Genomic DNA, 26,326 nt, shown 5'->3' on the forward strand with positions numbered 1-26,326 from the left:
CAAGTCATGAAAAACGCTATTCTGATGCCGCACGGTGTTGCTCCAATTCGTGTCCAGGAGACGCGCCAAACGTCTGAACACGAGTAGAATCAACGCCGTGCACTCAGTCCACTAAATTAAACCGGACAGCAGTGGGCTTGACCCGGCCATCTACGCGGTTTCGCGAAAAATGCTATCTGAACCAATGCGGTGGGCGGCCCCACTTGGTTACGCGGGTCAAGCCCGCGCATGACGACAATGGGTACGAAGCCGCCAAGCCGGCCCTCTGATGCAGTCTGCTAAAGCCGCCGTCGCGCTGAATAGCCACTCCGGTTTTGGCGGGAAGCGAGATGTGACCGGCGGCGGGGGCGGGGAATTGAGTGGACTGTCACCGCAACGAGAAAAGGCAAAGGTGCTAACCAAGTCGCTTTCTTTGTCATAAACAGCCAGTGACACGCGAGATATGCCGCTACATCCAATAACGTCTTTGATATATGTGTGTATGGAGCAGACGCGCTCTCCGATGTTTACATTGCCAGAAATAATTTGGCGAACCTGGAAAATCATGTGTGAACTTGGCATTCTCACTTCTCAATCGTAGAATTCAGTGCATCAGAATTATTATCGGCAACCCATGGCCGCATATTAGTGTCAAATTTTTTGATGTGGTTTATGAGCCAAAATTTCATAAATTCATTTAGTTCACTCATGGCTTTTAGATCAATTTTTTTCGTTTTCCTTACGAAGTAATCTCTGGCCATTTCCTCCACCTGAACCACAAGCGCACGATGTTCCCTTTTGTGCATCTCGTGGTACTCATACATGCACTCACGCTGAATCTTTTCTTCGCGCTCAAAATGCTCGCGTGTATAGTTTACAAGGTCTTTTAGGGTATTGTGCATAATTTCGTGGTAATTGTTAGATATAGTGTCTCCAAGGAACTCGCAAATCTTTGCATCATCCAAGAATCTATTAATAATATCAATCAACCCTTGATGGTCGCAATCGATGGCCGCGTTTCCAATCATTAGATCTTCTGTTAACTTCAGCATCATTATCACCTACAGAAAGTCGGCGTCCGCTGCGGTTTGCACACTCAGGCGCTTCTAATCCTTGTGCGCCATATACCAAAGCATTGTAAACACGGTTTGGGGATTCCGGTGACACTGGATTCCGGTGACACTGCACTTAATTCAGATTCCGGGCATGCATGGGCCTGGCTTGGTCAGGGGCGACACGCTGCGGTGTCCTCAGCCCGCTGGGCTGATCAGCGCGCCCGTTGCCGTCGCGTCCACATGGGCGCAATTCCCGTCCACGCGCACCTTGCCCTCGGCCAGCAGCCGCAGCGCCAGCGGATAGCATTGGTGTTCCTGTTCCAGCACACGGGCGGCCAGGCTGTCCTCGGTATCGTCCGGCAAGACCGGCACGGCGGCCTGGACCAGGATCGGGCCGGCATCCAGGTCGGGGGTGACCAGATGGACGGTGCAGCCGTGCAGCTTCACCCCTTCCTCGATGGCGCGGCGGTGGGTGTGCAGCCCCTTGAAACTGGGCAGCAGGGCAGGGTGGATGTTGATCATCCGGCCGGCCCAGCCTTGGGTGAAGGGCGCCGACAACAGCCGCATGAAACCGGCCAGGCAGACGATCTCGACGCCGGCTTGTCGCAGCTCGGCATCCATCGCCTGATCGAACGCCTCGCGGCTGGCGAAGTCCTTGTGCGGGATGGTCCGGGTGGCAATGCCGGCCCGTTCAGCCCGTTCCAGCGCGAACACCTTAGGCACGTTGCTGATCACCAGCACGATCTCGGCCGGGAAGGCAGGGTCGGCGCAGGCATCGATCAGGGCCTGCAGGTTCGAGCCCCGGCCCGATACCAGCACGCCGACCTTGGCCCGGCTCATCAGCCCCACGCCTCGGTGCCGGAAACCTGGCTTTGCGCCTCGTCGCCCTGACGGGCCCGCATGGTGCCGATGGTGAACACCGTCTCGCCGGCCTCGGTCAGGATGCGCACCGCCTCGGCCGCCTTGTCGGCCGGGGCCACCAGAACCATGCCGATGCCGCAATTGAAGGTCCGGGCCATTTCGTGCGGGACGATACCGCCCTGTTGGGCCAGCCACTTGAAGACCGGCGGCAGCGTCCAGGCCGTGGCGTCGATGGAAGCGACCACGCCGTCCGGCAGTACGCGCGGCACGTTCTCGATCAGGCCGCCGCCGGTGATGTGGGCCAGCGCCTTGATGGTGCCAGCACGGATGGCGGCCAGGCAGGATTTGACATAGATGCGGGTCGGCGCCAGCAAGGCGTCGCCCAGCGAGCGGGCTGGATCGAACGGGGCGGGGGCGTCCCAGGCGATGCCTGCGCGTTCCACCACGCGGCGCACCAGCGAATAGCCGTTGGAATGCACGCCCGACGAGGCCAGACCCAGCAAAACGTCGCCCGGGGCCACGCTTTCCAGCGGCAGCAGCTGGCTGCGCTCGGCGGCGCCGACCGAGAAGCCGGCCAGATCGTAATCGCCCTTGGCGTACATGCCCGGCATCTCGGCGGTTTCGCCGCCGATCAGCGAGCAGCCGGCCTGGCGGCAGCCCTCGGCGATGCCGGCGATGATGGCTTTGCCGTGGGCCACGTCCAGTTTGCCGGTGGCGAAATAATCCAGGAAGAACAGGGGCTCGGCGCCCTGGACCACCAGATCGTTGACGCACATGGCGACCAGATCGATGCCGACGGTGTCGTGGCGGCCCGATTCGATGGCCACCTTCAGCTTGGTGCCGACGCCGTCGGTGGTGGCGACCAGGATCGGGTCCTTGAAGCCGGCGGCCTTGGGGTCGAACAACGCGCCGAAACCACCCAGTCCGGCCGAGGTGCCGGAACGGACGGTGGACTTGGCCAAGGGCTTGATGGCGTCGACCAGGGCTTCGCCGGCGTCGATATCGACGCCCGCATCGCGGTAGGTCAGACCCTGCTTTTCGTCGGGGGCGGGAATGGTCTTCCTCGTGGCTTTGCGTGTGATATGGTGTGGCCCATTTCAGGGGGGCCGATCTCGGCGCCGAAGATACTCCAACCCGAACGGTTTGCAATGCCTTCTCTCCGCCTGCTGTGTGTCTTGGGGCTGCTGCTGGGCCTGTCCGGTCAGGTCTTGGCGCAAGGTGCGGCCGACGCCTTCACCGTGCGCGGCGTCGAGGTCGATGTCTCGGCCGCCAATGTCCAGGCCGCCAAGGATCAGGCCGTCACCGAGGGCCAGCGCCAGGCCTTCCGCCAATTGCTGGACCGCCTGACCCAGCCGTCCGACCATGCCCGCCTGCCCAAGGCCGACGGGCTTGATTATGTTCGCGATTTCACCGTCGATCAGGAACGCGCCTCGGCGACCCGCTATCTCGCCAGCCTGACGGTGCGCTTCAACGCCACCGCGGTGAAGAAGCTGCTGCAGAATGCCGGCATTCCCTTCGCCGACGCCCGCGCCCGCGGCGTGGTGATCGTGCCGGTCTACAAGCCGGCGGCCGGGTCCCGGCCGGTCCTGTGGGACGATCCCAATCCGTGGCGCGCCGCCTGGATGGGCCTGGGCGGCGGCGGGCTGGTGCCCCTGACCGTGCCGGCCGGCGAGGTGGGCGACGTCGCCGCCATCACCCCGGAACAGGCGCTGGCCGGCTCGGCCGATGCCATGCGGGCCATCGGCAGCCGATGGAAAAGCCCCGACGTGCTGGTGGTGGCCGCCGCCCTGTCGCCGACCGGCAAAAGCCTGGACGTCGCCCTGCTGGCCGAGCCCGGCACGCCCAAGCCGTTCGAGACCCTGTCCTATTCCCTGAACGAGGGCGAAAGCCTGGACGGCTTGATGCGCCGCGCCGCCCGCGACATCTCGAAGGGGATCGACCAGCTGCACAAGCAGCCCAATCTTTTGCATTTCGACCGCGCCGGCACGGTGTCGGCGCTGGTGCCGCTGTCGGGCCTGGCCGACTGGCTGGCGGTGCGCGACCGCCTGGCCAAGGTGTCGCAGGTCCGCCGCTGGGAACTGGTGTCCCTGTCCAAGGTCGAGGCGGCGGTGACCCTTCACACCGTCGGCGAGGCCGAGCAAATCCGTGGCGCCCTGCACAGCGCCGGCCTGAAGATGGACATGGTCGACGGCTTCTGGACCATCCGGCCGGTGGGGGTGAAATGACCCATTCTCAGCGCCTGCGTTTCTGGCTGATCGGGCTGGCCGTCTTCCTGGCCCTGCTGTGGCTGCTGAAGGGCATGCTGCTGCCCTTCGTCGCCGGCATGGTCATCGCCTATTTCCTGGATCCGCTGGCCGACCGGCTGGAAGCCTTGGGGCTGTCGCGCACGTTGGCCACCGCCATCGTCACCGGCGGTTTCTTCCTGTTCTTCTTCGGCATCCTGGTGGTGCTGCTGCCGCTGCTGGAACATCAGGTGGTCGAGTTCGTCCACCGCGTTCCCGGCTATATCGACACCCTGGAAGCGCGGGTCCAGCCCTTGATCCTCGAGATCAAGCGCAAGCTGTCCAAGGGCGATATCGAGAAGCTGCGCAGCTCGGCCGGCGAATATGCCGGCACGGCGATCTCCTGGGGCATCGGCGTGGTCAAGGACATGCTGAGCGGCGGCCTGGCGATCTTGAACCTGTTGTCCTTGCTGTTCATCACCCCCATCGTCGCCTTCTATCTGGTCCATGACTGGGATGTCATCAAGGCCAAGATCGATAGCTGGCTGCCGCGCGACCATGCCGACACCATCCGCGTCCAATTGCGCGAGATCGATCGCACCATTTCCGGCTTCGTGCGCGGCCAGGCCACCGTCTGTCTGGTCATGGCCGCCTTCTACGGGCTGGGCCTGTCGCTGGTCGGGCTGGATCTGGGGCTGGTCATCGGCCTGGGCGCCGGATTGTTCTCGTTCGTGCCCTATCTGGGGGTGATCTCGGGCTTCGTCGCCGGCATCGCCCTGGGCTTCGCCCAGACCCAAGGCTGGGAATTGCCCGGCCTGGTCGCCATGGTGTTCGCCGCCGGCCAGGTGCTGGAAGGCAATGTCCTGACGCCCAAGCTGGTGGGCAGCAAGGTCGGGCTGCATCCGGTGTGGATCATCTTCGCGCTGCTGGCCTTCGGCAGCCTGTTCGGCTTCGTCGGTCTGCTGCTGGCGGTGCCGCTGGCCGCCGTCATCGGCGTGCTGGTGCGCTTCGCCATGGGCCGCTATCTGGCCAGCCGGCTGTACCACGGCGACGGCGTGCCGTGACTGGCGGTCAACTGCCGTTGACGCTGCCGCATCGGCCCGCTTTGGGGCGCGAGGATTTCCTGACCGCCGCCAGCAACGAGCAGGCGGTGGCCTGGCTGGAACGCTGGCCGGACTGGCCGGTCCATGCCTTGGCGCTGTTCGGGCCGCCCGGCTGCGGCAAAAGCCACCTGCTGGCCGCCTTCGCCGCCGCCCAGGACGGCGTTGTCATCATCGACCGGGCGGCGCTGACGGTGGCGATGGTGCCCGATCTGGTCGAGAAGGCGCGGGTGGTGGCGGTCGATCGGCTGGATGACGGCGACGGCGGCGAGGACGCGCTGTTCCATCTGTGGAACCTGACCAAGGAAACCGGCCGTCACCTACTGCTGGCCGGGCGCGAGGCGCCGGCCCGGCTGGGCGTGCGCCTGCCCGACCTGCGCTCCCGGCTGTCGTCGGTGCTGGCCATCGGCATCGGCGCCCCCGACGAATCCTTGTTGGCTGCCGTGCTGGTCAAGCTGTTCGCCGACCGTCAGCTGAAGGTGACGGCCGACCTGATCACCTATACCCTAAGCCGGTCGGAACGCAGCTTCGCCGCCATCGGCCGGGTGGTGGACGCGCTGGATCGCGCCTCGCTGGCGGCGCAACGCGCCGTGACGGTGCCGTTGGCGCGCGCCGTCCTGGAAGCCTTGGACACGGAGGAACGCTGATGGATCTGGGACTTTCGGGCCGGCGCGCCCTGGTCTGCGCCGCCAGTCGTGGGCTGGGCAAGGCCTGCGCCCTGGCCTTGGCCGCCGAGGGCTGCGAGGTGTTGATCATCGCGCGCCGCCCCGACATTCTGGCCCATGCCGCCGACGACATCCGCCAACAGACCGGCGCCAAGGTGGAAACCGTCGCCGCCGACGTCACGACGCCGGAAGGCCGGGCCCGGATTCTGGCGGCGATGCCCGACCCGCACATCCTGGTGACCAATGCCGGCGGCCCGCCGCCCGGGGATTTCCATGATTGGGACCGCGACACTTGGATCCGGGCGCTGGATGCCAACATGCTGGCCCCGATCGAGCTGATCAAGGCGACCATCGATTCCATGATGGTTCGGCGCTGGGGCCGCATCGTCAACATCACCTCGGGCGCGGTCAAGGCGCCGATCGACGTGCTGGGACTGTCGAACGGGGCGCGTTCCGGCCTGACCGGCTTCGTCGCCGGATTGGCCCGCGCCAGCATCCGTCACGGCGTCACCATCAACAACCTGCTGCCCGGCCCGTTCGACACCGACCGGCTGGCCCAGGTGCTGGCGGCCCAGGCGGCCAAGGACGGGATCGCGGTGGAAGAAGCGGCGCGGCGCCGCGCCGGGGCCAATCCGTCGGGGCGCTTCGGCGACCCAGCCGAATTCGGCGCCTTCTGCGCCTTCCTGTGTTCCGATCAGGCCGGCTACATGACCGGCCAGAACATCTTGTTGGATGGCGGCGCTTATCCGGGGGTGTTTTAGGGGCGGTTGTGCGCCACGGGCATCAATTCCCGCGCACGACTTTCAAGGCGCGATCCAACTGCGGGTCCGATCCCTCGACCGGTTCGGTGACGATGTCGGGGGTGATGCCGACCTTGTCGACCGGTTGGGTGCTGGGGCGCAGATAGCGTGACGTCGTCACCCGCATGCCGCCTTCCGACAGGTCCAGGATGGTCTGGACGCTGCCCTTGCCGAAGCTTTTCTGGCCGACCAGCACGGCGCGGCGGTGGTCCTTCAGGGCACCGGCGACGATTTCCGAGGCCGACGCGCTGCCGCCGTCGATCAACACCACGATGGGCAGGCCGGCCATGATCTCGCCGATGCGGCCGCTATAGACCTGGCGGTCCTGGCTGCGGCGCCCGGTGGTCGAGACGATCGGGACATCACCCAGGAACAGATCGGCCACGGCGATGGCCTGGTCCAGCAGGCCGCCCGGGTTGCGGCGCAAATCCAGCACGATCCCCTTGAGCCGGCCTCCGGCCGCCTTCTCCAGGTCCAACAGGGTCGAGCGCAGGTTGGCGGCGGTGCCGCCGGCGAACTGGGTGACGCGGACATAGGCGACGTCGGACCCGTCCAGGCGGCCCTTGACCGCCTGCAACTGGATGATCTCGCGCTTCAGGACCACGTCGCGGGTGACGCCGTTGGTGGTCGACAAGGTCAGGGTGACCGGGGTGCCGACCTTGCCCCTGATCTTCGACACCACCTGCATCAGGGATTGGCCGGCGGTCGGCGTGCCATCGACCTTCAAGATGCGGTCGTCAACCTTGATGCCGGCGCGGGCGGCGGGGGTGTCGTCGATGGGGGCGACCACCACCACCTGGTCCTCCTTCATGGTCAGTTCCATGCCGACGCCGCCGAACTGGCCGGAAAACGACGTCCGCATGTCGTCCATGTCGGCCGGGGTCAGATAGGCGGTGTGCGGGTCCAGCACCTCGCTCATCGCCCCGGTCGCCGCCTTGAAGGCGTCGTCAGGGCTTTGCGGCGGCTTCAGCTCGCGGACCGCCTTGGCGGCGGCCTCGCTGATCTGGTGCGATTCCTTGGGCTCGACATAGACCTCGACGATCTTGGCGATCATCTCGTCCAGCAATTCCGCTTTGGCCTTGGCCTTGGGCGTCTCGAGCCCGGCCTGGGTGAAGGCCTGGGTCAGCAAGGCGCGATCGGCACGGTCCGCCAGCGAGGCGCCGGAAATCAGGACCAGAACGGAAAATGCGGCCAGGAACAGTCTGTTCATGACCGCATTGTGACGCAGGCGGCGGGGAAGGAAAACCCCCCGCCGACAAAATCTAGGGATCAATGTCCCAATTCGGGATGGGCAAGGCGGAATTCGCACAATCCATGGGCGCAGTCCGCCGCGATGGCCAGGTGATGGTCGCAGGCCAGCTTGGCCTCGGCCTCCAGCACCGCCTCGACCTCGGCCGGGCCGTCGGGATGGTCCAGCACCTCTTCCGCCCATTCGGCGGCGACGATGGTGGGGATGTGCTTGAAACAGGCGACGGCGTCGAGCTGTTCCGGCGTCAGGCCACTGAAGGCGATGCAATCTACCAGGGATAACATGGGCTGCACTCCCCTGATCGTTTCCGAATGGGAGGCTCGGGTTCGTTCCCGGGCCCGGAATGGTGAAGAAAACACTAACACAGATGCTGCCTTTCCAAGAATGCAAAAAGTTGAAGGGTAGGATGAATTTCGAACTACATATTGCGGCGCACCTAAGAATGTTTGCCAAATGCTGCAGGTGCTTCTTGGCCTTATCGATGAAATACGGACGAATGTTCCTTTCTGTGCTTACCGACCATCGCGGCCTTGACCGTGGCCGTCAACCCGCGTCACACTATCGCCGATGTTCGGGAAAATCCTGCTGACCGTTGCGGTCGTCGCCATCATCTGGTTCGGTTTCAAGTTCGCCCAGCGCCGGCTGGAGCAAAAGGCGAGGCGCGACCAGGATCCGCCGGCCGCCGGGCCGCGGCCGGTGTTTCGTCCTGATCCGGACGGCGAAAGCGTTCAGGATCTGGTCAAGTGCCCGGCCTGCTCGACATGGCGGTCGGCCAAACAGGGACATTGCGGCCTTGAGAAATGCCCTTATTAGCCTGGCCCTGCTGCTGATACTGGCCGGCTGCGCCTTGCCCGCGCCCGACCAGCCGGCGTGGCACGGCCGCATGGGCCGGTTCATCGGCCTGGTCGCCCAATGCAATTGTTCGGACATTACCCCGGACCGCGCCGTGGCGGACTATGTCCAGGCGCTGGGCGGGCGCTATTCGGCGGCCGAGGTGGCGGCGATGAAGGGCTATGTCGCCGACGGCGCCTTCGAGCGCTACGACAACCAGATCGAAATCTGCAAGGAAGTGTGCGGCCAGGCCTGCATGGTCAATTCCGTGGCCCAGCCGATGGGCGGGCGCACCATCCCCGGCGTGGCCGCCTGCCCGGTGACCGAACGCGACCTGCATTTGACCCCGGGCCGGTTCGAGGGGGCGCATAGGCTTTAGCTGTTGCCCCACCAATAGACCCAGACGAACAGGAACAGCCACACCACATCGACGAAGTGCCAGTACCAGGCGGCGGCCTCGAAGCCGACATGCTGCTTGGGCGTGAAGTCGCCCTTGACGGCGCGGGCCAGGCACACGGCCAGGAAACACACGCCGACGAAGACGTGGAAGCCGTGGAAGCCGGTGGCCATGTAGAACACCGACGGATAGACGCCGTCCTGGAAGCCGAAGGTGGCCTGGCCGTATTCATAGACCTGCAGCGACAGGAACAAGGCCCCCAGCACGACGCTGAGCGCCAGCCCGCCTTTCAGGGCGGTGCGGTTGCCTTCGCGCAGGCCGTGATGGGCCCAGTTCACCGTCGCCCCGGAACTCAGCAGGATCAGGGTGTTGATGAAGGGCAGGGTCCAGGTGTGCAAGGGCTCGATCCCGGCCGGCGGCCATTCGGGAACCAGCTGGTTGACCCCCAGGGCGGCGTTGAAGAAGGCCCAGAAGAAGGCGGCGAAGAACATCACCTCGCTGGCGATGAACAGCGCCATGCCGACCCGCAGGCCGTGCTGGACTTCCGCCGTATGGTCGTGGCCGGAATTGGCCTCGCGCACCACGTCGCGCCACCAACCCAGCATGGTCAGAAGCACCAGGCCCAGGCCGACCAGCAGCCACAGGCGGTGGGCGTGGTCCTGGAAATACTGAACCGCGCCATAGGCCAGGATAAAGGCCGCCACCGAGCCTGCGAACGGCCACGGACTGGGATTGACCAGATGATAGGGGTGATCGTGGTGCGAGGGGGATGCGCTCATGACCGGCCCTGCCTTTCGGGAACAAGGTAGAAGGTATAGGACAAGGTCACCGTGTCGATGTCCTCGGCCAGGTCAGCATCGACGAAGAAGCTGACCGGCAGTTCGGCGCTTTGGCCGGGTTCCAGCCGCTGCTCGGTGAAGCAGAAACATTCGGTCTTGTTGAAGGACTGGCCGGCCTTGTCGGGCGTCACGTTGAACACCGCCGTCCCCACCAAGGTCTGGCGCGAGCGGTTGGTGGCGCGATAGAAGGCCAGACTCGGCTCGCCCAGATGCACACGCATCTGCCGCTGGCTTGGCACGAATTCCCAATCGAGCCCCTTGGCCAGCCCCTTGGCCAGCGACGCATCGAAGCGCACCGTCACCATCCGGGCCGACATTTCGGGCGGGACTTCAGTCGCGACACGCGGCGTGCCGCCGGCCCCGGTCAGCCGGCAATAAAGGCCGTAAAGCGGCACGCTGGCGGCCACCAGCCCGATCATCGCCGCCACACCGGCCAGCGTGGCCAGGACGATGGGGCGATGGCGGCGCTGGTCCATGGGGCTACTCCGCCGCCCGGTCGAAGCGGGGCAGTTTCTCGAAGGAATGCAAGGGCGGCGGCGAGCTGACCGTCCATTCCAAGGTGGTGGCGCCCACCCCCCACGGATTGGCGGCGACCTTGGCGCCGCTGGCAAAGGTGCGCCAGCAGATGAAGACGAACAAAAGCGCGGCGGCGAAGGCGAGATAGGCGCCGATCGAGCTGACCAGATTCCAGCCGTGGAAGGCGTCGGGATAATCGGGGATGCGGCGCGGCATGCCGGCCAGTCCCAGGAAATGCTGCGGGAAGAAGGTCAGGTTGACGCCGATGAAGGTCAGCCAGAAATGCAGCCTTCCCAGCCCCTCCGGGTATTGGCGCCCGCTCATCTTGCCGATCCAGTAATAGAAGCCGGCGAACATGGCGAACACCGCGCCCAGGCTGAGCACATAGTGGAAATGGGCGACGACGTAATAGGTGTCGTGCAGGGCGATGTCGATGCCGGAATTGGCCAGCACCACCCCGGTCACGCCCCCGATGGTGAACAGGAAGACGAAGCCGATCGCCCACAGCATCGGCACCTTGAGCTCGATGGAACCGCCCCACATGGTGGCGATCCAGGAAAACACCTTGATGCCGGTGGGGATGGCGATGACCATGGTGGCGGCGGTGAAATAGGCCCTTGTATCGACGCCCAGGCCCACCGCGAACATGTGATGCGCCCACACCACGAAGCCGATTCCGCCGATCGAGACCATGGCATAGGCCATGGCCAGATAGCCGAACACCGGCTTCTTCGAGAAGGTGGCGATGATGTGGCTGATGATGCCGAAGGCCGGCAGGATCATGATGTAGACTTCGGGGTGGCCGAAGAACCAGAACAGATGCTGGTACAAGATCGGGTCGCCGCCCTTGGCCGGGTTGAAGAAGCCGGTGCCGAAATTGCGGTCGGTCAGGACCATGGTCAGGGCGCCGGCCAGCACCGGCACCGCCAGCAGCAGCAAGATGGCGGTGACCAGCATGGCCCAGGCGAACAGCGGCATGCGGTGAAAGCCCATGCCCGGGGCGCGCATGTTGACGATGGTGGTGATGAAGTTGATGGCGCCCAGGATCGACGACACGCCGGCGACATGCAGGGCCAGGATGGCGAAATCGACCGAGATGTCGGTGTGGCCGGTGACCGACAGCGGCGGGTAAAGGGTCCAGCCGGTGCCGACCCCGGCCCCGGTCAGCGCCGACAGCATCAACAGGGCGAAGGCCGGCGGCAGCAGCCAGAAGCTGATATTGTTCATGCGCGGGAAGGCCATGTCGGGGGCGCCGATCATCAACGGCACGAACCAGTTGCCGAAGCCGCCGATCAGCGCCGGCATCACCACGAAGAACACCATGATGACGCCGTGGGCGGTCAAGATGACGTTGTAAAGGTGGAAATCGCCGTCCAGGTACTGGATGCCGGGGTCCTGCAATTCCATGCGCATGAAGACGCTCATCGCGCCGCCGATCAGGCCGGTGATCACCGAGAACACCAGGTACATGCTCCCGATGTCCTTGTGGTTGGTCGAATAAAGCCAGCGGGTCAGGCCATGTGGATAGGCGCTCATCGGGCACTCTCCCCTGAAAGGGCCACTTGCGAGGGTCTGGCGGCGAACCGGGTGCGGGCCTCGTCCAGCCAGGCGGTGAATTGCTCCTTCGGCACCGCATGGATCATGATCGGCATGAAGCCGTGGTTGACGCCGCACAGTTCGGAACATTGGCCGTAATAGGTGCCGGGTCGGTCGATGCGCACCCAGGTCTCGTTCAGGCGGCCGGGGACGGTGTCGGTCTTCAGCCCCAGGGCCGGCACCGCCCACGAATGGATGACATCGTCGGCGGTCAGCTGTACCCGGATGGCCACCCCCACCGGCAGCACCACCGGATTGTCGGTGGTCAACAGCCGCAACTGCCCGGGCTGCAGGTCCGAATCCTGGGTCATCAGGGCGTCGAACTTCAGATTGTGGTCGGGATAATCGTAGCTCCAGTACCATTGGTGGCCGGTGACCTTCAGGGTCATCTCGGCGGTCTGGGTGCGGTCCATGAAGTAAAGCAGCTTGAGCGACGGGAAGGCGATCAGGAACAAGATCAGGGTCGGAATGGCGGTCCAGGCGATTTCCAGCTTGGTGTTGTGGGTCCACGTCGCCGGGACGGGGTTGCGCTTCTCGTGATACCGCCACATGCACCAGCCCAGCAGGGCGGTGACCAGGGCGACGATGGCGATGATCACCACGTTCAACAGCGTCGCCAGTTCGGCGATCCTGGCCATGGTCGGCGAGGCGGCGGCCTGGAAGCCGAAGGCCCAGGGGACCGGTTCGCTGGCTTGTGCCGTGGCCGAGGCCAGGAACAAGGCAAAGGCGTATAGGAAGGCCCGGGTCATGGGTGCGTCTCCGCCTGTCGTCCATGGGACAACCATAGGAGTGGGGACGCGGGTCAAGCCTGCCAATACCTAGGGTGAAAAGAATCCCGGGCGAGGGGCTTGAAGAATTTGCTGCATGTGCTATATAAGAAACATCTAATTATTGGGGCGAAGGCCCATCCCTGGAGTGGCTCAAACCATGCTCAATCGCCTGTTCGGTCAGATGTTTTCCGCCCCGGCCCAGCCCGAGAACGTCCATATGGTGTCGCCGGTTCAGGTGCGCCAATGGCTCGATTCCGGTGTCGCGGTGCTGGTCGATGTGCGCGAGCCAAACGAGGTGGCGGCCGAGACCATCGCCGGGTCGATCAACCTGCCGTTGTCGTCGTTCGACGCCGCCAAGCTGCCGAAGGTGCCCGAGGGCAAGAAGCTGGTCCTGCATTGCCGTTCGGGCCAGCGCTGCGGCATGGCCGCCGCCAAGTTGGTCCAGGCCGGCTATACCGGCGAGATCAACCGCATGGAAGGCGGCATCATGGGTTGGCGCATGGCCGGCGGCCCGACGCGCCCGGGCGCCTGATCCGGCCGGGTGCAGCGGTCACGGCAGGGTGAAGGCGAAGGTGCTGCCCTGTCCGGGCTGGCTGTCCACCTCGATGCGGCCGCCATGGCGTTCGACGATCTTGCGGCACACCGCCAGGCCGACACCGGCGCCGTCTGCGTATTTGGCCGGGTGCAACCGCTGAAACACCTTGAACAGACGGTCGAACTGGTCGGCATCGATGCCGATGCCGTTATCCGAGACGGCGAAACGCCAGCCGCCATCGGTCGGCCTGGCCGACACCGTGATCAGCGGAGCACGGTCGGCGACACGATATTTCACGGCGTTGCCGATCAGGTTCTGGAACAGGCGAACCATCTCGTTGGGGCTGGCGGTCAGGATGGGCCAGACGCCTTCTATCCGAATCTCGGCCTGGGCATCCTGGATAGCGGGCTCCAGATATTGCAGGGCTTCGTCGAGCTGGGCGCGGCAGTCGGTCTCGACCATCGGCTCGCCCGAGCGGCCGACGCGGGAATATTCCAACAGCGACACCAGCATCTGATCCATGCGTGACGCCCCCGAGCGCACATATTCGAAGAAGTCTTGCTCGTCCGCCGCCAACCGCTCTTTCAGGCGGGTGTCCAGCAGCTTGACGTAGCTGGCGATCATCCTGAGCGGCTGACGCAAGTCGTGGGAAATGATATAGGCGAATTGCTCGAGCTCCCCGTTCGAGGCGGCCAGCGCCCGACTTCGTTCTTCCAACTGACGGGTGCGCCGTTCGACCTCGTCACGAAGCGTCGCCCGCATGCGGTGCTGCTCGTCTTGCAGCAACCCCATGTACAAGACGGCGATGCCCACGCCGACGATGGTCAGGTTCAAGACGACGATGGCCTGGGCGGTGCCTTGCCCCCGTAGCGGCCCCAGGTCGAACGCCGCCTGCACCACCATCACCGTTGCGCACACCAGATTGCCGGCGGCGGCGCCGGGGAACTGGAAGATGAAGGCCATCAACGCCAATCCCAGCAAGGCCAGCGGCGCCAACAGCGGGTCGATCGCCGAAACCGCCACCTGGGCGACCGCCAGCAAGGCCAAGGCCGCCGGCAGGCGCATGGCAGGCCAGCCGGCCGAGAACCCCACGACCACCGGCACCACCAGGAACAGGCCGCTGGTGTCGGCCAGCAGCAGCATCAAGGTGCGCTCCAGGAAGGCGTGCAGGGTCAGCGGACCGGCGGTTCTGGCCAGGTCGTGGATCAGCGGCAGCAGCCACACGGTCGCCAGCGGCGGGATCAGGCAAATCGACGCCAGTCCGCGCAGGCGGCGGGGGTCGTGGACCGGGGCGCCGACCAGATTGTCCCAGTGGCGGCGCAGCAGGCTCCAGCCCAGCCAGGATTGCAAGGAATCGACTGCGGCCGACAGCGCGGTGGCCAGCAAGACCTGTCCCTGGTCGCCCATCATCAGGCCGTTGGCGGTGAAGCTGGCGGCGGCGACGACGACCGTGCCCCGCCGGCCCAGCACCAACAAGACGGCGACACCAATTCCGGCCGGTAACCAGAACACCGTCAGGTTGCCCGGCGGCAGGCTGGCCAAGGTCATGCCGCCGATGGCGGTGGCGATGTAGGCGGCGAACAAAAGGGCGGCTGCCGCCCCGCGAGAAAGCCGAAAAGGCAAGATGCGGTCCCGGATATGAAGCTCAGGTCGAAACAGTCTACGCCAAATGGGTGGGGGCGCAATCGGCGATGAATTCCCCCTTTTTTTTCAATGGTTTTTGCACTGCGGCTTAAAAAAGGTGGCGTTTCCTTGATTCTGGTCAGGCCAACCCGCTTGTCAGAGCCTTTTCCCGCTGTTAGTTTAACCTAATATAACCGTAAAAAATCTCCAGGGAGGAGGAAGTGACCATGAGGGGTATCCCCACTACGCTCGCACTTTGCCTTGCTTTCGGGCTGGCGATCCTGCCGGCTGCCGCCAAGGCCGCCGATCCTGTCGCCGTGATGGCGGATGCCTGCTCGGGTTGCCACGGCACCGACGGCCATTCCATCGGCGGCATGCCGGCTTTTTCCGGCAAGAACGCCGACGAACTGAAGAAGTTCCTGCGCGACTACAAGTCGGGCGCCCGCGAGGCGACGGTCATGGACCGCATCGCCAAGGGCTATAGCGTCGAGCAGCTCGACGCCATCGCCGCCTACTTCGCCAGCCGCAAGAAGTGATCGGGGGACGCCATCATGTTCAATATTTCGCGTAGGACTTTCAACGGCCTGATGGGCGCCGCCGGTGCCCTGACCATGGCCGGCGGTCTGTCGGCCTGCTCGGGTGGTGCCAAGGTGGTGGTCATCGGCGGCGGCTTCGGCGGTGCCACCGCGGCCAAGTACCTCAAGCGCTATGATCCCAGCCTCGACGTCACCCTGATCGACGCCGACAAGACCCACTTCACCTGCCCGTTCTCGAACACCATTCTGGGCGGCATGAACGACATGGCCTATATCGAGCGCAAGTTCGATGTGCTGGTCAACAAGCATGGCGTCAAGGTGTACACCGACTTGGTGGTCGCCATCGATGGCGCCGCCAAGGTGGTCAAGACCAAGAGCGGCCAGACCTTCGCCTACGACCGTCTGATCGTGTCGCCGGGCATCGACTTCAAGTGGAACGCCATCCCCGGCTATGACGAGGCGGCCAGCCACATCATGCCGCACGCCTGGAAGGCCGGTCCGCAGACAGTGCTGCTGAAGAAGCAACTGGAGGCCATGCCGGCCGGCGGCCTGGTGGTCATCTCGGCGCCGGGCAATCCGTTCCGCTGCCCGCCCGGCCCGTACGAGCGCGCCAGCCTGATCGCCGCCTACCTGAAGAAGCACAAGCCGAAGTCGAAGCTGCTGATCCTGGATTCCAAGGACGCCTTCGCCAAGGACAAGCTGTTCAAGGAAGGCTGGGAAAAGCTGTACGACGATATCATCGAGTGGGTGCCTGCCGCCAAGAACGGCAAGGTCACCAAGGTCGATGCCAAGGCTGGTGTGGTCGAGACCGACTTCGAGAAGTTCAAGCCGGCCGTCGCCAACATCATCCCGCCGCAGACCGCCGGCAAGATCGCCATCGATGCCGGCCTGGCCGACAAGTCGGGCTTCTGCCCGGTCAACCCGCTGACCTTCGAATCGACTCTGGTCAAGGATGTCCACGTCATCGGCGATTCCAGCATCGCTGGCGAAATGCCGAAGTCCGGCTATTCCGCCTCGTCGCAGGCCAAGATCACCGCCGCCGCCGTGGTCGCCCTGCTGAAGGGCGAAAAGCCCGGCGAGTTCTCGGCCATCAACACCTGCTACTCGCTGCTGGCTGCCGATTACGGCATCTCGGTCGCGGGCGTGTTCTCGATCCAGGACGGCAAGATCGCCAATATCAAGGGTGCCGGTGGCGTCAGCCCGATGGGCGCGAACTACCAGTTCCGCAAGAAGGAAGCCGACTTCGCCGTCGGCTGGTATCAGAGCGTCTGCCAGGATAGCTGGGCCTAAGTCCGGCCCGGTCCCGTTCAATCACGGCCCCACCTTCCCGCAAGGGAAGGTGGGCGCTGTTGTTTGACAATTCGCAATCCAATGTTGACTTTGACCTTATTCCATTTCGCAGGCTCAAATATCGCGCTGCATCGGGGGGATTCCCTACTTGCAGTGTCCGATAGATTTTTGGCATATTAGAAAAATGCGAACCGAAGGCAGGGTTAACCTGCTCCAGGGCTTCCGACTTGAAACGGTCTTAGGGGAACATCCACATGATCTCGCGTCGCTTGAGCTTCGTCGCTGCCGTGCTGGTGGCGCTTGCGGCCGGTGGGGCCGCTGTCCCGGCGTCCGCCGCCGAGACGGAAACCGCCGTCGCCCGCGGTGGCCGTCTTTACGACAATTGGTATAAAGAACTGAAGACGACGCGGCCCGACAGCACGCATCCGTCTTATCCGGCCTCGGGCAAGTCGCCGAAGAATTCCTGGCGCTGCAACGCCTGCCACGGATGGGACTACCAGGGCGACAAGGCCATGGGCATCAAGGGCATCGGCGGCGCCAAGGGCAAGCCGGAAGCCCAGATCGTCGCCGTCTTGCGCGACAAGACCCATGCCTACACCCCGGACCTGCTGCCCGACGTCGCCGCCAATGAACTGGCGATGTTCGTCTCGAAGGGTCAGACCGACGTGGCGAAGTTCGTCGATGCCGCCGGCAAGCCCAAGGGCAACGTCGCCAAGGGCGAGGTCTATTACAATTCGCTGTGCGGTGTCTGCCATGGCGCCGACGGCAAGAAGGTATCGACCGGCATGGCGCTGGGCCAGGCGTCGGAATATCCGGCAGCCGTCGTCCACAAGGCGCTGAACGGCCAGCCGGCCGAGGCGATGCCGATGCTGCGGGCGTTTGATCATCAGGTCACCGCCGACATCGTCGCCTATTCTCAGTCGCTGCCGAAGTAAGCCCGATGACCGCTCAGGGCTCGCACGACCCGCAATCCGGAGGTGCCGCACATGCGCGGCACCACCGGCGCCCCAGCCACAATACGTTCTGGCGTAAGGCGATCCTGGTGTGGATCGGCGTAGCGCTGGGCCTGTTCGGCATGGCCGGCTTCGTCACCGCCATCGAATGGACCAATCGGACAGAGTTCTGTACCTCGTGCCACGGCATGGTGCAGAACTACAACGAGTACAAGGAAAGCGTCCATTACCTGAACCGTAGCGGCGCCCATGCCCAGTGCGCCGATTGCCACGTGCCCAAGGCCCTGGGGCCGAAGCTGGTGCGCAAGATGTTCGCCGTCAACGACATCATCGCCGAACTGAAGGGTACGCTGGACACCCCGGAAAAGATGGAAGCCATGCGCCCCATCCTGGCCGAACGGGTGTGGAAGTACATGGCCGAAAGCGACTCACGCGAGTGCCGCAACTGCCATTCCTACGATTCCATGAGCACCACCAAGCAAACCACCACGGCGCGCCGCAAGCACCCCGAGGCGGCCTTGGAAGGCAAGACCTGCATCGCCTGTCACAAGGGCGTGGCCCACAAGCTGCCCTCGTCCAAGGACGATCTGTAGGGGTCTTGGCACTCACTGGACAACAAGGCGGCCGCCCGGCGACGGGCGGCCGTCAGTCCATGGCGAACAGGTCGGACGGCGTCGACGCCAGGTCCAGCCCCAGCTTGAAACAGACGCCCAGCACGATCAGCGCCAGCAGCAGCCGCAATGTCTCGGCCCGCAACCGGTCGCCGAACTTGGCGCCGATCTGGGCGCCGACCACGCCGCCGACCAGCAAAGTCAGCATCAGCACCGCATCGACGGTATGGGTGCCGACCGCCTGCAGGAAGGTGACGTTGGCGGTGACGAAGATGATCTGGAACAGCGAGGTGCCGATCACCACCGCCGTCGGCATCTCCAGCACATAGATCATCAGCGGCACCATCACGAAACCGCCGCCCACCCCCATGATCGCCGCCAACAGGCCGCCGAAGGCGCCGACGGCGATGGGCAGCAGCGCGCTGATGTAAAGGCCCGAACGACTGAAGCGCATCTTGAACGGCAGACTGGTGCCGATGTGGCGATGGCGCTTGCGCAAGGCTTGGCTGCCGGGCTTGCGCAGCAGCGCCTGCACGGATTCGGCGGCCATGGTGGTGCCGATGAAGCCCAGGAACAGCACATAGGAAAGCGCGATCACCAGATCGATCTGGCCCAGCGACTTCAGCCAGGCGAACAGCCAGATCCCGCCGCTGGAGCCGGCAAACCCGCCGGCCAGCAGCATCAATCCCATGCGCAGATCGACGGTGCGCCGCCGCCAATGGACGATCAGTCCCGACACGCTGGCACCGACCACCTGATTGGCACCGGTGGCGACGGCGACCGGGGCCGGCACCCCCAGGAACATCAGGAACGGTGTCAGCAGGAAGCCGCCGCCGACGCCGAACAAGCCCGACAGGAACCCGACCCCGCCGCCCAGGGCCAGCAAGGTCAGTAGATCGACGGGGATTGCGGCGATGGGCAGATAGATGTTCACAGGGCGTCCCCCATAATCGCGCCAGGCGCGTGGATTTATAACAGGGACATCTCATATACTCCCGCAGGCGGGGCGAGCGTGAGTTAACAAATGGAAACTCGCCGCCGCCGGGAATTTGGAGCAGCATAAGCCATGCGCATTCTGCTGATCGAAGATGACGGGGCCGCCGCCCAGATGCTGGTCCAGGGCCTGGGCGAGGCCGGGCACGGAGTCGATGTCGCCGCCACCGGCCGTGCCGGTCTGGAACTGGCCGAAGCGGTGGCCTTCGACGCCATCGTCCTTGACCGCATGCTGCCGGACGGCGACGGCTTGACGGTGCTGACCGACCTTCGCGCCCGTGGCGATACCGTCCCGGTCCTGATGTTGAGCGCCCTGGGCGAGGTCGATCAACGGGTCGAGGGCTTGCAGGGCGGGGCCGACGATTATCTGGCCAAGCCGTTTGCCTTCCGCGAGTTGCTGGCCCGGCTGGATGCGGTGGCGCGCCGCCGCGACCCCACCCCGCCCGAGGCGGTGTTGCGGCTGGCCGATCTGGAAATCAACCTGATCACCCGCACCGTCACCCGCCAGGGTCACGAGATCGCGTTGCAGCCGCGCGAATTCCGCTTGCTGGAATTCCTGGTCCGTCGCGCCGGCCAGGTGGTGACCCGCTCGATGCTGCTGGAAGGGGTGTGGCAATACCGCTTCGCCCCCGAGACCAAGGTGATCGACGTCCAGGTCAGCCGTTTGCGCCAAAAGATCGACCGCGACTTCCAGCCGCCCTTGATCCACACCATTCGCGGCATCGGGTATCGCGCCGGTGTCCTGGCTTAGCTCGTTTCGCACCACCACCTTCCGCATGGTCGCGCTGGCGGCGGGGGTGTTCGCGGTGCTGGGGCTGGCCCTGATCATGGTGCTGTCTTTCCTGTTGGAAACCGTCGCCGATCAGCGTTTCGACCGGGTCGCGGCGACCAGCGCCCAGGCGGTGCTGTCCGCCCAAGAGCGGGGCGGATTCAACGCCCTGCGGGCCGCGGTGGCCGACCGTGCGGCGCGCACCTCGCCCAGCCTGCGGCTTTATTTGCTGGAGGACCCAAGCGGGACGGTTGTGGCCGGCAACCTGCCGACCTGGCCGCGCGGACTGGAGCATCAGGCCGGCAACGTCACCATCGCGGTGGATCAGGACGGAATCCTGGTTGCCCGGGTCTCGACGATTCCGGTGGCCGGCGGCGGCTTCTTGTTGGTGGGGACGCCGATCCCGGAACGCCAGCGGATCATGAACCTGGAAATCGAGGCGCTGGCGGTCATGGCCGGCTTGATGGCCTTGATCGGCACGGCGGCCGGTCTGGTGATCGCCAAAAGGGTGCTGGGCCGGCTGGACGTGGTCAACCGCACCGCCTCGACCATCCTGGCCGGCAATCTGGCGCAGCGTGTGCCGGTGTCGGGCCGCGGCGACGAATTCGATTCGCTGGCGGCCAACATCAACATCATGCTGGATCGGATCGAGGGGCTGCTGGCCACGGTCCACAGCGTCACCCATAACATCGCCCACGATCTGCGTGCGCCCTTGAACCGGCTGCGCGGCCGGCTGGAACTGGCGCTGATGACCCAGCGCTCGCCCGACGATTACCAGCAGGCGCTGGCCGCCGCCATCGCCGAGGCGGACGAGATCATCAACACCTTCAACGCCATGCTGGCCATCGCCCGGCTTGAGGGGGGGGCTTCGGGGGCGCGCGTCGACCCGGTCGATGTCAGCGAACTGGTCGAGTGCCTGGCCGACCTTTACCAGCCCCTGGCCGAGGAAAACGATCTGACCCTAGCGGTGGAAGTCTTGGCCGGGCAATGGATCCGGGGCGACCGCCACCTGTTGTCGCAGGCGCTCAGCAACCTGGTCGACAACGCGATCAAGTACAGCCCGCCGGGGGGGCGTTTGCATCTGGGGGTCGAGCGGCTCGGCGACTGGGTCCGCCTGTCCGTCAAGGATGACGGCCCCGGCATCGCCGCCGACCAGCGCGAGGCGGTGTTGCAGCCGTTCGTCCGGCTGGACCCGGCGCGCAGCACGCCGGGCTCGGGCTTGGGATTGTCGCTGGTGGCGGCGGTGGCCGAGTTCCACAATGCCCGCCTGACCCTGGCCGATAATCAGCCGGGCCTGGTGGTCTTTATCGATTGTCCGGTCAGTTCCGCGCCCCGGTGAAATAGGGCGAGGTGTCGTAGGGGCCGCGGGCGACCTGGTCGGCCTTGGTGGTCGGCGCCTCGTAGCGAGCGGTCGGGAACTTGTCCAGCGAAGGATCGTAGGCGCCGGTGCAGGCGGCCAGCAACAGCAGACCGGCCATGGCCATCAGGGCTTTCATAAAGAACCTCCGGATAAGACTCGCGTTGGGCCATGGTAACGCCACTGGCCGCCGTGGGAAAGGCCGCCCTTATTCCAGGGTCAAAATCCATTTCACCAGGGTTCGGATATCGTCTTCCTTGACCCGCTTGTTGGGCGACATCACCTCGGTCCCCCATGCGCCGAAGCCGCCGTCCTTCACCTTCTTGACCAGCGGCTCGACCATGTCGGGGCGACCGCGATAGCGCTTGGCGACCTCGATCCAGGCCGGGCCGCTGATTTTGGTCGTAAGGTCGTGGCATTGGAAACAGCGGCTTTTGTCGGCCAGTTCCATCATCGCCGGATCGGGAGGCGCAGCTATGGCAGGCGCCGCCACCATCAAGCTCGCGACTAAAGGCAAGGAGAAACGCATCGGCATGGCCCTCCCGGTCGGGGTGTTCATCTCGAATGTACGATGGGGCAGGGGCTGGCGCAACCAAGGTGGCGACATCATGAACTTGCCACTTGACGCCCCCGACGGGGGCATGTCCAACTCGGCTTTGGGGAAAGGGTTGACCATGGCGTTTCGCTCCATTCGTTCGACGGTGCTGATTCCGGCCCTGGTCCTGATCCTTGGGACCGGGATCGGGACGGCTGCCTTGTCGTTCCTGAATGCCCGCTCGGCCGTCAACCATATGGGACACGAATTGCGGGCCGAGTTGTCGCTTCGTGTGGTCGAGCGGCTGCGCTGGTTCCTGTCCCAGGCGCCGGGCATGCTGCGCGCCAATGTGCGATTGCTGGAAGCCGGGCTGATCTCGATGACCGATTCCGGCTTGCTCCAGCGTCATTTCTGGGGGCAGGTGCTGATCAACGACGCGGTCACCACCATCTATTTCGGCAACCAGGCCGGCGGACTGGTCGGGGCCGGCCGTGACGGTCCTGGCGGCAAGCTCTATCTTACCGGCACCGAGAATTTCGCCGCCGGCCCATGGGCCAAGGTCTGGGTCGATGACGACGGCAATCCGGGTTCGCGGTCGATGCGGATCGCCAATTTCGACGCCCGCTTGCGGCCATGGTACCAGGGCGGAGCCAAGGCCGCCGACATCGCCTGGGGCGACATCTTCGTGCTGTTCACCGGCGACGACATGGCGTTGGCGCCCAGCCTGGCGGTCCATGACCAGCGGCAACAGGTGGCGGGCGTTGTCGCCACCGACATTTTTATCTCGCATATCGCGTCCTTCCTGCGCGATCTGCAAGGGGCTCGCCCGGGCTTGACCTTCGTCCTCGAATCCGGCGGCCTGATGGTGGCGTCGTCGGCCGACGAACGGCCGCTGGTGGCCTTGGGCCAGGGATTGGCGCCGCGCCGTTTGATGGGCGCCGACATGCGCACCCCGGAAATCTCGCAGGCGGTGCGCGCCATCGAGAGGGAAGTCGGGTCGCTTGGGGCTGTCGTCGGTTCGACGCAATTGTCGACCGAAATCGCCGGCCAGCGCCACTTCGTCGAGGTCACCCCGTTTTCGGCCATTCCCGGCCTGTCCTGGCTGGTGGCCACCGTCGCCCCCGAGGACGCCTATCTGGGCCGCGTCACCGAAGGCAACACCACCACCTTGGCGGTGATCGCCGCCATGCTGATGCTGACGCTGATGATCGGGGTCAGGCTGGCCGGCAGCATCACCCAGCCGATCCGTCGTATTCGCGAGGCGTCGCAGCGAATTTCCGCCGGCGACCTGGCGGTGCGCATCGAGGATTCCCGTCATGACGAGTTGGGCGAACTGGCGCGCGCCTTCAACACCATGGCCACCACCCTGGGCCGCGCGGCCGAGACCCAGGTGACGCAATTGCACGAACTGCGCGATGCCGAGGCCCAGGTGCGCCGGCTGAACCAGGAACTGGAACAGCAGGTGAGCACGCGCACCCATCAATTGGTCGAGCGCATCGAGCAGGATCTGCTGACCCAGGAGGAGCTGCGCAAGGCAAAGGACGAAGCCGAGCGCGCCAGTCGTGCCAAGAGCGAGTTCCTGGCCAATATGAGCCACGAATTGCGGACGCCGTTGAACTCGATCGTCGGTTACTCCGACGCCATCCTGAGCGGGACGTTCGGCCCGATCGACAATCCCAAGCATGCCGAATATGTGCGCGACATCCACCGGTCCGGCCGCTACCTGACCGATTTGATCAACGACATTCTGGACCTGTCGGCGGTCGAGGCCGGCAAGGTCGAACTGAAGGATGGATTGTTCACGGTCGCCGAGCTGGTCGCCGCCACCCGGCCGCAGATCCGGGCCCGCGCCGTCGAGGCCGGCGTGGAACTGGTCTTCGACCTGCACGACGATCTGCCGGCGCTGTTGGTCGATGAACGCCGGGTCAAACAGATGCTGCTGAACCTGATGTCCAACTCGGTCAAGTTCACGCCCCCGGGCGGACGGGTCACGGTCTCGGCAGCCGAGGCCGGCGACGGCTTGACCCTAAGGGTGGCCGATACCGGCATCGGCATGACCGCCGATGAAATCGAGCGGGCTCGCACCCGCTTCGGCCGGGTCGATTCCCATCTGGCCCGCGTCCATGCCGGGACCGGGTTGGGGCTGCCGGTGACCGAAAGCCTGATCGTCCTGCATGGCGGAATCATGGATATCGACAGCGTCAAGGGCCGGGGCACCACGGTGTCCTTGTGGTTCCCGCCGTCCCGGGTGGTCCGCCCGACCGCCGAGGGCGATTAGCCCAAGGTGCCGATGGCCTGGCGAGAGGCGCTTTGCTTGGCTTGCTTCTTCAAGACGGCGATCTGTTGGCCGACATCATCGACCGAACAGGCCGCGCGGCCGGCGGGAAGGTGGATCACCGCCGCCGACACCGTCATCAGCGGAAAGCGCAGGCTATTGCCCTGGCGGTCGGTGCCGTCGATATGGCCCTGTTTGCGGGTGGCGTCGTCATAGAAGCTTTCGACGTCGCGGGCGAAGGCCGCGATCAGGCGGGCGGTGACCGCGACGGCCTCGTCGGGGGGCAGGCCGCGAAAGGCAGCGAAGAAGTCGTCGCCGCCGACATGGCCGGGAAAGCCGCAATCGCGCGGCATCGCCTTGGTCAGCAACTCGGCGAACAAGGTGATGGCGCGGTCGCCCAGGCGGAAGCCGTACTTGTCGTTGAACGGCTTGAAATTGTCGAAGTCGAAATAGGCCAGCACGAACGGGGTGTCGGTGGCGGCCAGCGCTTCCGACAGATATTCGTGGATCAGGTTGTTGCCCGGCAGCCGCGTCAACGGGTTCTGGTCGCGCGCGGCGGCCAGGTTCTTCTCGTTGATGACGCGCAGCAGCGAATGGGCCGACAGGAAGCCGACATATTTCATGGTGTCGACGATCAGGATGCCTTCGGAATTCTCGACCGCCGAATAGACCTGCAGGATCTGCTCGGCCTTGGTGTTGATGTCGGCGATCGGGCAGCGCACCACGAAATCCTTGAGACGCCGGCCGATGGTCTTGTTGGCGATCAGCGCCTTGCCGTACTGGGAATAGGTATAGTCCTTGAGTTCTGCCTCGCGCACGATGCCGACCGGCTCGCCGGCCGCGTCGATGACCGGAAAGAAGGTCACCGTCTTGTCGGAACGGAACCGTTCGAACACCTGCTCCATCGGGCAATCTTGCATGATCGGCTCGACCTGGGTGATCTGGTCGGCGATCAGCTTCTGGTCGCTGACCGGCGCCCGGCGCTCGGCCCGGCCCAACCGCTCGACCTCGCCGTAATGGGGCAGCAGGTCCTGGGCCCGGCGCGTCGGCTTTTGCACCAGCCAGCCCTGGATCAGGTCGCAGCCGATATCCTTGCAGACGAAATATTCCCGCTCGGTCTCGACCCCTTCGGCCAGCACCACCACGCCCAACAGGTGGGCGATGTTGACGATCTGCCCCAGGAACAGCTTCTTCTTCGAATCGGACGCGATGTCCGAGATGAAGAAGCGGTCGATCTTCAACACGTCGGGGGCGGAGAAATACAGCAATTGCAGGCCCGAGAAGCCGGTGCCGAAATCGTCGATGGCCAGGCGGAAGTTGGCCTTCTTGTAGTGGCCAAGCGCGATGCGGGCGGTGGCGGGCACGCCGATCGGGTGACGTTCGGACACTTCGAACACCACCTGGCTTTCCTCGATGCCGTGGCGGTCCAGCATGGCCCGGGTCCGGACCGGAAGATCGTCGTCGGCGGCCAGCGAGCGGTTGTCGATGTTGATGAACAGCTTGGTCTGGCGCCAATGCGGCATCTGGCGGAACTTGGCCGCCGCCTTCTCGCGCACGCACATTTCGATGTCGGACAGCAGGCCCAGCGCGTGGCCGGTGTCGAACACGTCGTCGATGCTGGCGAAACCGGCTTCCTCGTGGTTGCGCAGCAGGGCCTCGTAGCCGTAGCAGGCGCCGGTATGGATGTTGACGATCGGCTGCAGCGCGATGTCCAGGCGATCCAGCACGCCATCCCACGGATCATCGGGTCGGGCCTTGGTGGGGAAGGGGGTGCCACGCGGCGGCAGGGTCGGTCTGGGGACGTCACTGAGAACGGTGGCGGAAAGGGACATGACGCGGCTCGCTTGTGATCGACGCGGGCCGGAGTCTGGTTGTCCCACCCCCCGAGAGTCAACGTCGATACCGTGACGCAACATAAACTTCACGGGGCAATTCCATATTTGTTAAATGGTTTTACCGACGCGGCCGA

Annotated in this window: 28 protein-coding genes; 14 read left to right on the forward strand and 14 right to left on the reverse strand. The window is 64.8% G+C overall.

The genetic code is table 11. The annotated features are described in order from the left end of the window. Positions 1–563 precede the first annotated feature (563 nt). The 3 genes from A6A05_RS04310 to purM all read right to left on the reverse strand — a co-directional run bounded on the left by A6A05_RS04310 (position 564) and on the right by purM (position 2,923). The gene (locus A6A05_RS04310) at positions 564–1,034 is read right to left on the reverse strand and encodes a bacteriohemerythrin (RefSeq protein WP_068497822.1); all 471 of its coding nucleotides are present in this window, start codon (positions 1,032–1,034) and stop codon (positions 564–566) included. Positions 1,035–1,229: 195 nt separating this feature from the next. After that, positions 1,230–1,874 (reverse strand): phosphoribosylglycinamide formyltransferase, encoded by a 645-nt coding sequence (gene purN, locus A6A05_RS04315; protein WP_068497825.1) that lies wholly within the window; start codon positions 1,872–1,874, stop codon positions 1,230–1,232. Further along, positions 1,874–2,923 (reverse strand): phosphoribosylformylglycinamidine cyclo-ligase, encoded by a 1,050-nt coding sequence (gene purM, locus A6A05_RS04320; protein ID WP_068497827.1) that lies wholly within the window; start codon positions 2,921–2,923, stop codon positions 1,874–1,876. The genes purN and purM overlap by 1 nt, the downstream gene beginning before the upstream one ends. Positions 2,924–3,043: 120 nt before the next feature. Here purM and A6A05_RS04325 point away from each other — a divergent pair, with 120 nt between their 5' ends. From A6A05_RS04325 to A6A05_RS04340, 4 genes are read left to right on the forward strand one after another with little or no spacing between them, the layout of a single operon-like run. Next, positions 3,044–4,120, forward strand: coding sequence for a DUF2066 domain-containing protein (locus A6A05_RS04325; protein ID WP_068497829.1), 1,077 nt, complete (start codon positions 3,044–3,046; stop codon positions 4,118–4,120). Further along, positions 4,117–5,181, forward strand: a complete 1,065-nt coding sequence (locus A6A05_RS04330; protein WP_068497831.1) for an AI-2E family transporter — start codon at positions 4,117–4,119, stop codon at positions 5,179–5,181. The genes A6A05_RS04325 and A6A05_RS04330 overlap by 4 nt, the downstream gene beginning before the upstream one ends. Then, the gene (locus tag A6A05_RS04335) at positions 5,178–5,864 is read left to right on the forward strand and encodes an HdaA/DnaA family protein (protein ID WP_068497832.1); all 687 of its coding nucleotides are present in this window, start codon (positions 5,178–5,180) and stop codon (positions 5,862–5,864) included. Before A6A05_RS04330 ends, A6A05_RS04335 begins: the two co-directional genes overlap by 4 nt. Beyond that, a complete protein-coding gene (locus tag A6A05_RS04340) occupies positions 5,864–6,643 on the forward strand; it encodes an SDR family oxidoreductase (protein WP_068497834.1) in 780 nt (259 codons plus the stop codon). The genes A6A05_RS04335 and A6A05_RS04340 overlap by 1 nt, the downstream gene beginning before the upstream one ends. Positions 6,644–6,665: 22 nt before the next feature. Here the strand turns inward: A6A05_RS04340 and A6A05_RS04345 are convergent, their stop codons facing one another. Next, on the reverse strand, positions 6,666–7,892 hold the full coding sequence (locus A6A05_RS04345; protein WP_068497836.1) for a S41 family peptidase: 1,227 nt from the start codon (positions 7,890–7,892) through the stop codon (positions 6,666–6,668). A gap of 59 nt (positions 7,893–7,951) precedes the next feature. Next, positions 7,952–8,215 carry a hypothetical protein gene (locus A6A05_RS04350; RefSeq protein WP_068497838.1) on the reverse strand — a complete coding sequence of 88 codons (264 nt, stop codon included), beginning with the start codon at positions 8,213–8,215 and terminating at the stop codon, positions 7,952–7,954. Positions 8,216–8,498: 283 nt separating this feature from the next. On the opposite strand from A6A05_RS04350, the gene A6A05_RS04355 reads away from it, so the two are divergent. Further along, on the forward strand, positions 8,499–8,744 hold the full coding sequence (locus A6A05_RS04355; protein ID WP_068497841.1) for a hypothetical protein: 246 nt from the start codon (positions 8,499–8,501) through the stop codon (positions 8,742–8,744). Next, positions 8,725–9,141: a hypothetical protein gene (locus tag A6A05_RS04360; protein ID WP_156520891.1), complete on the forward strand. Its 417-nt coding sequence runs from the start codon at positions 8,725–8,727 to the stop codon at positions 9,139–9,141. The genes A6A05_RS04355 and A6A05_RS04360 overlap by 20 nt, the downstream gene beginning before the upstream one ends. Here the strand turns inward: A6A05_RS04360 and A6A05_RS04365 are convergent. From A6A05_RS04365 to coxB, 4 genes are read right to left on the reverse strand one after another with little or no spacing between them, the layout of a single operon-like run. Then, on the reverse strand, positions 9,138–9,938 hold the full coding sequence (locus tag A6A05_RS04365; RefSeq protein WP_068497845.1) for a cytochrome c oxidase subunit 3: 801 nt from the start codon (positions 9,936–9,938) through the stop codon (positions 9,138–9,140). The genes A6A05_RS04360 and A6A05_RS04365 overlap by 4 nt on opposite strands. After that, entirely contained in the window at positions 9,935–10,474 is a 540-nt protein-coding gene (locus tag A6A05_RS04370; RefSeq protein ID WP_068497847.1) for a cytochrome c oxidase assembly protein, read from the reverse strand. The genes A6A05_RS04365 and A6A05_RS04370 overlap by 4 nt, the downstream gene beginning before the upstream one ends. 4 nt (positions 10,475–10,478) lie before the next feature. Then, positions 10,479–12,050 carry a cytochrome c oxidase subunit I gene (gene ctaD / locus A6A05_RS04375; protein ID WP_068497848.1) on the reverse strand — a complete coding sequence of 524 codons (1,572 nt, stop codon included), beginning with the start codon at positions 12,048–12,050 and terminating at the stop codon, positions 10,479–10,481. After that, positions 12,047–12,859, reverse strand: coding sequence for a cytochrome c oxidase subunit II (coxB, locus tag A6A05_RS04380; protein WP_068497850.1), 813 nt, complete (start codon positions 12,857–12,859; stop codon positions 12,047–12,049). The genes ctaD and coxB overlap by 4 nt, the downstream gene beginning before the upstream one ends. Positions 12,860–13,037: 178 nt before the next feature. Between coxB and A6A05_RS04385 the strand changes: the two genes are divergently transcribed. After that, positions 13,038–13,412, forward strand: coding sequence for a rhodanese-like domain-containing protein (locus tag A6A05_RS04385; RefSeq protein ID WP_082910690.1), 375 nt, complete (start codon positions 13,038–13,040; stop codon positions 13,410–13,412). A gap of 18 nt (positions 13,413–13,430) precedes the next feature. On the opposite strand, the gene A6A05_RS21220 is transcribed toward A6A05_RS04385, so the two are convergent. Beyond that, the gene (locus A6A05_RS21220; protein ID WP_172822185.1) at positions 13,431–15,038 is read right to left on the reverse strand and encodes a sensor histidine kinase; all 1,608 of its coding nucleotides are present in this window, start codon (positions 15,036–15,038) and stop codon (positions 13,431–13,433) included. 227 nt (positions 15,039–15,265) lie between these two features. On the opposite strand from A6A05_RS21220, the gene A6A05_RS04395 reads away from it, so the two are divergent. From A6A05_RS04395 to A6A05_RS04410, 4 genes are all read left to right on the forward strand, one after another. Next, complete coding sequence (locus tag A6A05_RS04395; RefSeq protein WP_068497854.1) at positions 15,266–15,574, forward strand: c-type cytochrome; 309 nt, start codon at positions 15,266–15,268, stop codon at positions 15,572–15,574. A 15-nt stretch (positions 15,575–15,589) separates the two neighbouring features. Next, on the forward strand, positions 15,590–16,864 hold the full coding sequence (locus A6A05_RS04400) for an NAD(P)/FAD-dependent oxidoreductase (RefSeq protein WP_068497856.1): 1,275 nt from the start codon (positions 15,590–15,592) through the stop codon (positions 16,862–16,864). 254 nt (positions 16,865–17,118) lie between these two features. Continuing rightward, positions 17,119–17,799 (forward strand): c-type cytochrome, encoded by a 681-nt coding sequence (locus A6A05_RS04405; protein ID WP_068497858.1) that lies wholly within the window; start codon positions 17,119–17,121, stop codon positions 17,797–17,799. Positions 17,800–17,804: 5 nt separating this feature from the next. After that, positions 17,805–18,410 carry a NapC/NirT family cytochrome c gene (locus tag A6A05_RS04410; protein ID WP_068497860.1) on the forward strand — a complete coding sequence of 202 codons (606 nt, stop codon included), beginning with the start codon at positions 17,805–17,807 and terminating at the stop codon, positions 18,408–18,410. Positions 18,411–18,462: 52 nt separating this feature from the next. Here the strand turns inward: A6A05_RS04410 and A6A05_RS04415 are convergent, their stop codons facing one another. Continuing rightward, positions 18,463–19,362, reverse strand: coding sequence for a sulfite exporter TauE/SafE family protein (locus A6A05_RS04415; RefSeq protein ID WP_068497862.1), 900 nt, complete (start codon positions 19,360–19,362; stop codon positions 18,463–18,465). Positions 19,363–19,494: 132 nt separating this feature from the next. On the opposite strand from A6A05_RS04415, the gene A6A05_RS04420 reads away from it, so the two are divergent. Together A6A05_RS04420 and A6A05_RS04425 are read left to right on the forward strand one after the other, a co-directional pair. After that, positions 19,495–20,172: a response regulator transcription factor gene (locus A6A05_RS04420; RefSeq protein ID WP_068497864.1), complete on the forward strand. Its 678-nt coding sequence runs from the start codon at positions 19,495–19,497 to the stop codon at positions 20,170–20,172. After that, positions 20,159–21,529, forward strand: a complete 1,371-nt coding sequence (locus A6A05_RS04425; RefSeq protein WP_082910691.1) for a sensor histidine kinase — start codon at positions 20,159–20,161, stop codon at positions 21,527–21,529. The genes A6A05_RS04420 and A6A05_RS04425 overlap by 14 nt, the downstream gene beginning before the upstream one ends. On the opposite strand, the gene A6A05_RS20660 is transcribed toward A6A05_RS04425, so the two are convergent. Together A6A05_RS20660 and A6A05_RS04430 are read right to left on the reverse strand one after the other, a co-directional pair. Continuing rightward, positions 21,510–21,686: a hypothetical protein gene (locus tag A6A05_RS20660; protein ID WP_156520892.1), complete on the reverse strand. Its 177-nt coding sequence runs from the start codon at positions 21,684–21,686 to the stop codon at positions 21,510–21,512. The two genes, A6A05_RS04425 and A6A05_RS20660, sit on opposite strands and share 20 nt — an antisense overlap. A 69-nt stretch (positions 21,687–21,755) precedes the next feature. Further along, positions 21,756–22,082, reverse strand: coding sequence for a c-type cytochrome (locus A6A05_RS04430; RefSeq protein ID WP_068497865.1), 327 nt, complete (start codon positions 22,080–22,082; stop codon positions 21,756–21,758). A 73-nt stretch (positions 22,083–22,155) separates the two neighbouring features. Here A6A05_RS04430 and A6A05_RS04435 point away from each other — a divergent pair, with 73 nt between their 5' ends. Continuing rightward, the gene (locus A6A05_RS04435) at positions 22,156–24,360 is read left to right on the forward strand and encodes a hybrid sensor histidine kinase/response regulator (RefSeq protein WP_172822186.1); all 2,205 of its coding nucleotides are present in this window, start codon (positions 22,156–22,158) and stop codon (positions 24,358–24,360) included. Here the strand turns inward: A6A05_RS04435 and A6A05_RS04440 are convergent. Beyond that, positions 24,357–26,189 carry a bifunctional diguanylate cyclase/phosphodiesterase gene (locus A6A05_RS04440; protein ID WP_082910693.1) on the reverse strand — a complete coding sequence of 611 codons (1,833 nt, stop codon included), beginning with the start codon at positions 26,187–26,189 and terminating at the stop codon, positions 24,357–24,359. The two genes, A6A05_RS04435 and A6A05_RS04440, sit on opposite strands and share 4 nt — an antisense overlap. Between the last annotated feature and the right edge of the window lie 137 nt (positions 26,190–26,326).

The organism is Magnetospirillum moscoviense (assembly GCF_001650635.1).
GTDB lineage: Bacteria > Pseudomonadota > Alphaproteobacteria > Rhodospirillales > Magnetospirillaceae > Magnetospirillum > Magnetospirillum moscoviense.